The organism is uncultured Campylobacter sp. (assembly GCF_938018145.1).
Lineage (GTDB): Bacteria > Campylobacterota > Campylobacteria > Campylobacterales > Campylobacteraceae > Campylobacter_A.
This window is the reverse complement of sequence record NZ_CALIII010000315.1, coordinates 1-5,689: the sequence shown is the minus strand read 5'-3', so window position 1 is coordinate 5,689 and position 5,689 is coordinate 1. Positions and strand designations below refer to the sequence as shown.

7 protein-coding genes and 1 pseudogene are annotated in these 5,689 nt (G+C 45.8%); 5 read left to right on the top strand and 3 right to left on the bottom strand.

The genetic code is table 11. The annotated features are described in order from the left end of the window. The 4 genes from Q0338_RS07390 to Q0338_RS07375 form a co-directional block, all read left to right on the top strand. The coding region (locus Q0338_RS07390) for a GrdX family protein (protein WP_298086192.1) at positions 1-300 on the top strand (300 nt) is incomplete at its 5' end. 23 nt (positions 301-323) lie between these two features. Then, positions 324-1,268 (top strand): thioredoxin-disulfide reductase, encoded by a 945-nt coding sequence (gene trxB, locus Q0338_RS07385; protein ID WP_003147792.1) that lies wholly within the window; start codon positions 324-326, stop codon positions 1,266-1,268. A 152-nt stretch (positions 1,269-1,420) separates the two neighbouring features. Continuing rightward, positions 1,421-2,203 (top strand): 5'/3'-nucleotidase SurE, encoded by a 783-nt coding sequence (gene surE / locus Q0338_RS07380; protein ID WP_298086191.1) that lies wholly within the window; start codon positions 1,421-1,423, stop codon positions 2,201-2,203. Further along, positions 2,200-2,862 carry a tRNA threonylcarbamoyladenosine dehydratase gene (locus tag Q0338_RS07375; protein ID WP_298086190.1) on the top strand — a complete coding sequence of 221 codons (663 nt, stop codon included), beginning with the start codon at positions 2,200-2,202 and terminating at the stop codon, positions 2,860-2,862. Before surE ends, Q0338_RS07375 begins: the two co-directional genes overlap by 4 nt. Before the next feature lie 16 nt (positions 2,863-2,878). On the opposite strand, the gene Q0338_RS07370 is transcribed toward Q0338_RS07375, so the two are convergent. Together Q0338_RS07370 and Q0338_RS07365 are read right to left on the bottom strand one after the other, a co-directional pair. Next, complete coding sequence (locus Q0338_RS07370) at positions 2,879-3,301, bottom strand: Sua5/YciO/YrdC/YwlC family protein (protein ID WP_298086189.1); 423 nt, start codon at positions 3,299-3,301, stop codon at positions 2,879-2,881. A gap of 13 nt (positions 3,302-3,314) precedes the next feature. Further along, the gene (locus Q0338_RS07365; RefSeq protein ID WP_298086188.1) at positions 3,315-4,214 is read right to left on the bottom strand and encodes a DMT family transporter; all 900 of its coding nucleotides are present in this window, start codon (positions 4,212-4,214) and stop codon (positions 3,315-3,317) included. 148 nt (positions 4,215-4,362) lie between these two features. Between Q0338_RS07365 and Q0338_RS07360 the strand changes: the two genes are divergently transcribed. Beyond that, entirely contained in the window at positions 4,363-5,022 is a 660-nt protein-coding gene (locus tag Q0338_RS07360; protein ID WP_298086187.1) for a hypothetical protein, read from the top strand. A gap of 78 nt (positions 5,023-5,100) precedes the next feature. Here Q0338_RS07360 and Q0338_RS07355 read toward each other — a convergent pair. After that, positions 5,101-5,689, bottom strand: a pseudogene (locus tag Q0338_RS07355) (hypothetical protein); the annotation flags it as partial.

The following is a 5,689-nucleotide window of genomic DNA, read 5'->3' as shown; positions in this document are numbered from 1 at the left end:
GATGTGAGTTATCTAGATGTCTTGAAAAAGGTAAGAGATTATGTGCATGATAACTGGGAAATCGTAACACATCCTTTATATGGAAGTGTTAAGCCGAATGAAACAATTTACAGGTCGGTACTTATTAAAAAAAATGAAGAGTTAGATGTTCCATCGGTTAATTTAATATCGGAATCAATATTGACATTTAAGAAATTTAGAAATAATAGAGAAGTTCCTGAGTGGACTGATAGAGTAAAAGATGATTTTAGTGTCATCGATCATGATTTAATATTAAATGCGATAAAAAGAATTTTATAAAAAATAACTAAAGGAGAATAATTATGAGTAGACATTATGATGTAATTATTATAGGTTCAGGACCAGCTGGTTTATCTGCCGCTCTGTATGCTTCACGTGCGAAATTAAGTACCTTGGTTCTTGAAAAATCTAAAAATGGGGGGCAAGCTGCGATTACGCACTTAATTGAAAACTATCCTGGAGCGGTAGAAGATCCAACAGGACCACGTGTAACAGCAAGAATGGTTGAACAAGCTAAGAGTTTCGGAGCTGAAATAAAGCAAGATGAAGTTCTTAATGTTGAACTTGAAGGGGATGAAAAAGTAGTTACATGTGTGAGTGGTGATTATACTGCCAAAACAGTAATTATTGCAACAGGAGCGTCTCCAAGAAAATTAGATGCGCCAGGAATTAAAGAGTTAGAAAGTAAAGGTATTTCTTACTGTGCAACTTGCGATGGTGACTTTTTCGAAGGGCTTGATGTTTATGTAGTTGGTGGAGCTAATAGTGCTGTGGAAGAAGCTTTATTCTTAACTAAATTTGCTCGTAAAGTAACGATTGTATACCGTAGGGAAAATGTTCGTTGTGAAAAAGTAACTGCAGAAAAAGCTAAAAACAATCCGAAAATTGAAATTTTGGGAAATACTGTTGTTACAGAAGCAATCGGAGATGGAATCTTAGAAGCTATTAGATTGAAAAATTTAATAACTGGTGAAGAATATGTAATTGAAGCTGACGAAGAGGATGGAACAATGGGATTATTCTTCTTCATAGGATACATTCCTCAAACAAAATTATTTGAAGGAAAAGTTGAAATGACAGAAGATGGATATATCAAAGCTGGAGAGGATACTAGAACAAATGTAGATGGTGTATTTGTAGCTGGTGACTGTCGTGTTAAAGATATCCGTCAAGTAGTTACTGCGGTATCAGACGGAGCTGTAGCAGCGATTCGCGCTGAAAAATATATTGCTGAGAAATTTGAATAAAATTTAAAAACTAAAATATAAAGTAAACAATATCCAACATAGGCCAAAACTTTAAATTTAAATAATAAAAGCTGTGCTAAAATCATTTCTTTAAAAATTTGAAAGCTACGGGCTCGTCAAATTTGAGCTAATCGTGATAAAAAGGAATAAATTTGAAAGAAATTTTAATCACAAACGACGACGGATTCGAGGCTAGCGGCCTGCACGCTTTAGCTAGCGCACTGAGGGAGCTACCCGATACGCGCGTTACGATCGTAGCGCCGAGTACCGAAAAATCAGCCTGCGCGCATTCGCTGACGCTTACTAGACCTCTTCGCTTTATCAAGCTTGACGACGATTTTTACAAACTCGACGACGCCACGCCCGCAGACTGCGTCTATCTCGCGCTTCATGCGCTTTACAAAAAACTACCCGACCTCGTAATCAGCGGCATAAACCACGGCGCCAATGTGGGCGAGGATATCACCTACTCGGGTACGTGCGGAGCGGCTATGGAGGGCGTTTTGCAGGGCGTGCCAAGCATCGCGTTTTCGCAGTTTTACAAAAACGACAGCATCGAAAAACTCGGCTTTTCGCTCGCGCAGCAAGCCGTCAAATTTATCGTTCCGCGCGTACTAAATGGCGAAATCTTCCTGCCGCCGCGCCAGTTTTTAAACGTAAATATCCCCGCCGTCTCCGCCCGCGAATTTAGAGGCTACCGCGTTGTACCCGCCGGCAGACGCAGCTACGCCACGCACGCGATGCTCCACCGCAACCCGCGCGGCATCGAGTACTACTGGCTCGGACAACCGTCAAATTTAGACTACGAGCAAAACGGCGAGTCCGATATCAGCGTGCTTAGCGAGAGTTTCGCCTCGCTCACTCCGATCATGCTCGATATGACCGCGCACGCGAGCTTGCAAGGCCTAAAAATCGCACTAAAGGATCAAATTTGAGCGAGGAAATTTTGGATCAAAACGACCGGTTTACGAGGTCTCGCTGGCTGTTTGGCGATGATTTTAAAAAGCTTCAAAACGCAAACGTCCTAATCTGCGGCGTGGGCGGCGTGGGCGGCATCTGCGCGGACGCGCTGGCTCGCGCGGGCGTGGGCAAAATCACCGTCATCGACAAGGATATTTTTGATATAACCAATCAAAACCGTCAAATTTACAGCGAGGCAGTCGGCGCCGTCAAGGTCGGCGAATTTGCCGCAAGATACGAGTGCGTAACGGCGCTGCAAGAGCTAATGACGCCCGAATTTATCGCAAATTTCGACTTTTCGCCCTTTGATCTCGTGATCGACGCTATCGACGACGTGCCCGCCAAGATCGCGCTCGCGCTAAAAACGCACGAAAAGCTCATTAGCTCGATGGGCGGAGCAAAGCGCATCGATCCTACGCAGATCAAGGTCGCCTCCGTCTGGCAAACCTGCAACGACCCGTTTGCTAAAAAAATACGCACCGAGCTTAAAAAAGCAGGCTTTAAAGGCAAATTTGACGTCGTGTTTTCGACCGAGCTGCCAAGGTGCGTGAAACTGGGCAGCTTCATGGGCGTAACGGCGTGTTTTGGGCTAAATTTAGCAGCTTTAGCGGTAAATAAAATTATTAACAGCTAGACGGTTTTAGGCCAAACTACCTCAGCCGTTTTAGGCGCGTTTTTGAAATTTTATATATTTTCGAGCTTGCGTTTTGGCTGAAATTTTGATCCACGATCTCGTCCGCTGCCGCTTTCGCCCAGACTTCGTCGAAATTTTGTCCGTTTAAATTTGCACTGCTGGAGTAGAGCCAGTCAAATTGCCTCAAAAACTCCTCGTGAGCGCACTCTTTTACGACGCGCACGGCTTTTGCGTTCGGATATAAAAAGGTCGTTTTCCTCGCGCGGCGCACTAAATTTTTAAATTTAGCGGGCACGCGAGCGAGATTTTTTAGCTCGCTAAGCTTTGCCGTCGTTATGAGGCAGGGTTTGTCCGCCGCTCGGCGTTTGAGCGCGTTTATCTCGCGAAAATCCTTACTCAAAAATCCCGCCGTCGTATCGGTCTGCGCCAAATAGATCATCTCTCCTCCAAATTCAGGCCTTTTTCCTATCTTTAGCCAGCAAAAATATGCACGAGATAATGAGCGTAAAGCCCGCAAAATCAAGAAACACGAACTCCGTCCCCAGCCAAAAATAGGCAAACGCCGCCGCGCTCACCGGCTCGATGCACGCGATCATGCTCGCCCTGCTTGCGCCTATTATCTTTAGCCCCGTCATGTAAAAGCTAAACGCGCATATCGTGCCCAAAATCACCACCGCGGCAAGCGCCGCAAAGCCGTCCGCGTCGCTCACGCCGCCTAGCTGCCAAACCCGCGTATAAAGCGCAAGCGCGCCGCCGCCGATGACCATACCCCAGCCTAAATTTAACGCGACGGGGTATTTTTGATTTAGCTTCGTGGGAATGAGGCTATAGATCACGACGCCAAGCGCGCTAATGAGGCACCAAACCAGCGCCTCCGCGCTGATAACCAGCGAACCCAGATCGCCGTGAGTGGCGAGCAGCACGACGCCCAGCACCGCTAAAATGAGCGCGATGAGCTCGACCTTTTTGGGCGCTCGTCGCTCCAAAAAGCAAACGACGGCAAGGATGAGCGCGGGCGCGGAGTACTGGATCACGGTCGCGACGGCGGCGTTTGAGAGCTCGACACCGCAAAAGTACGAATACTGTGTCATCATAAGCCCAAAAAACGCGTAGATGAGCAGCTGCGGCAAAAGCACGCGATCTTTTAGCGGCGCAAAGGCTAGGCGCGGCGAGCGAGCGATGTAATACGCTACCATCGCAAGCCCGGCGAGGCCTAGGCGGTAGGGCACGAGCCAGTCGGCGCTGACGCCTTTTTGCGTGAACAGATACTGCCCGCAAACACTGCTAAATCCCCATAATACGCCGCCAAGAAGCGTGATGAAAACGCCAAAAAATTCGCTCTGAGATCTCATTTGCCGCCTTAAATTTAAAGCCAAAGTATATAAGCTTATGCTTAAGCTGGGGTTAAATTTGGGCGAGGGCTGGCGGGGCGAAGCTAAATTTGATTAAGCCGGGTTAAACGACGAAAACTATAAAATTTAAAAACAAAAAGGAGAAAATTTGAGCGAAACGACCTTTGCGATTGCATTTTTCTGCGCTTGCGTGCTGTTTTTATCTGCGGTCGGATATTTTGCTTTCGGCGTTTTGGCGAAATTTTACGCGTTTATCAAATTTACCGTCCGACTTTACTCGCAAGACCCCAAATTTAGCCTCGCTGTGTTTGCGCCAGCATACATTTTATCGCTTTACATCGCGCTGGTTTCGCAAAATTTGGTTTTTAATTTTACTTGGAGCGCCTTGGCACAGATTTTTGGCGGAGTTGGCGGCGAAATGCTGCTATATGCGCTACTTTTTGTGTTTTCGCTGATCGCCAGGCTGGAGGAGCGATATTTTTACGTTTTTTCGTTTCGTTTGGCGCTTTTAGAGCTGCTTTGCGAGCTTATCACGGCGATAATTTCAAGGGATATTTTTAGCATTTACGTCCCGTGCGCGCAGATTTTACTCGTATTTTGCGTATGTTTTGACTTTTTGTGCCTAAGTGTGGCAAAGGCTAATGCAAAGCTGCTAGAAGAGTTAAGCACGAAAAAGGACTTAAGCGAGCCCGAAAAACTCGCCAAAGAGGCGCTAGAGCGGCTCTCAAACTCGCCAAATAAAGAAGAAGCGCTACTAAAAGCAAATCTCATCCGCATAAAACTAAGGCAGATACGACGGTCGGCTTAAATTTACGAATTTAACCGTTTAAATTTGGCTCATTTATCGACGAGTACGGTCAAATTTAAACAAGCTTTAACGAGTCGGCTAGCGTCGCCTAAATGTCCGTCCGAAAAACGTAGCCGTTTGGCGAGTCCTAAGCAAAACGAACGCCAGCAGCTGCCTAAAAATCTGCACAATAAGATATGCCGACACCATCATACCAAAATTTGCAATGCCAAAGCCGATTATCTCATAACGCAAAAATAGACCTAATCTCGTCTGCATTATAAACTCCCGCGTCGGCCGATAAGTGTGCCATATGCTATAACCCGAGAAAAAAACATCAAGTCCGCCGAATATCAAAAAGCATACCATAAGCACAAATAAAATAATGTCTTGCAAAAGCGCTTGGGCGTTGTTTTTGTTTTCCTCAAGCCTACCGGTAGCCCCTTTTGCCACGCCGTAAAGTCCCGCAAACAGCAAACAAACTAGCATAAAAAAGTACAAATAGCTAAGATGAAACGACGCTACGTCGCCAAAGGCGGTTTTAGTCTGCGCTACGTTTATAGCAGGATAAAAATCCGCCATAAATGCCGTAAAATCTCTAAAATCTGCGTGAGCGGACAAGATGTCTTCGGGTACGATAAATAGGCTCAAAGCTGCCAAAATATAAACAATCAAGCTAAATATAAAA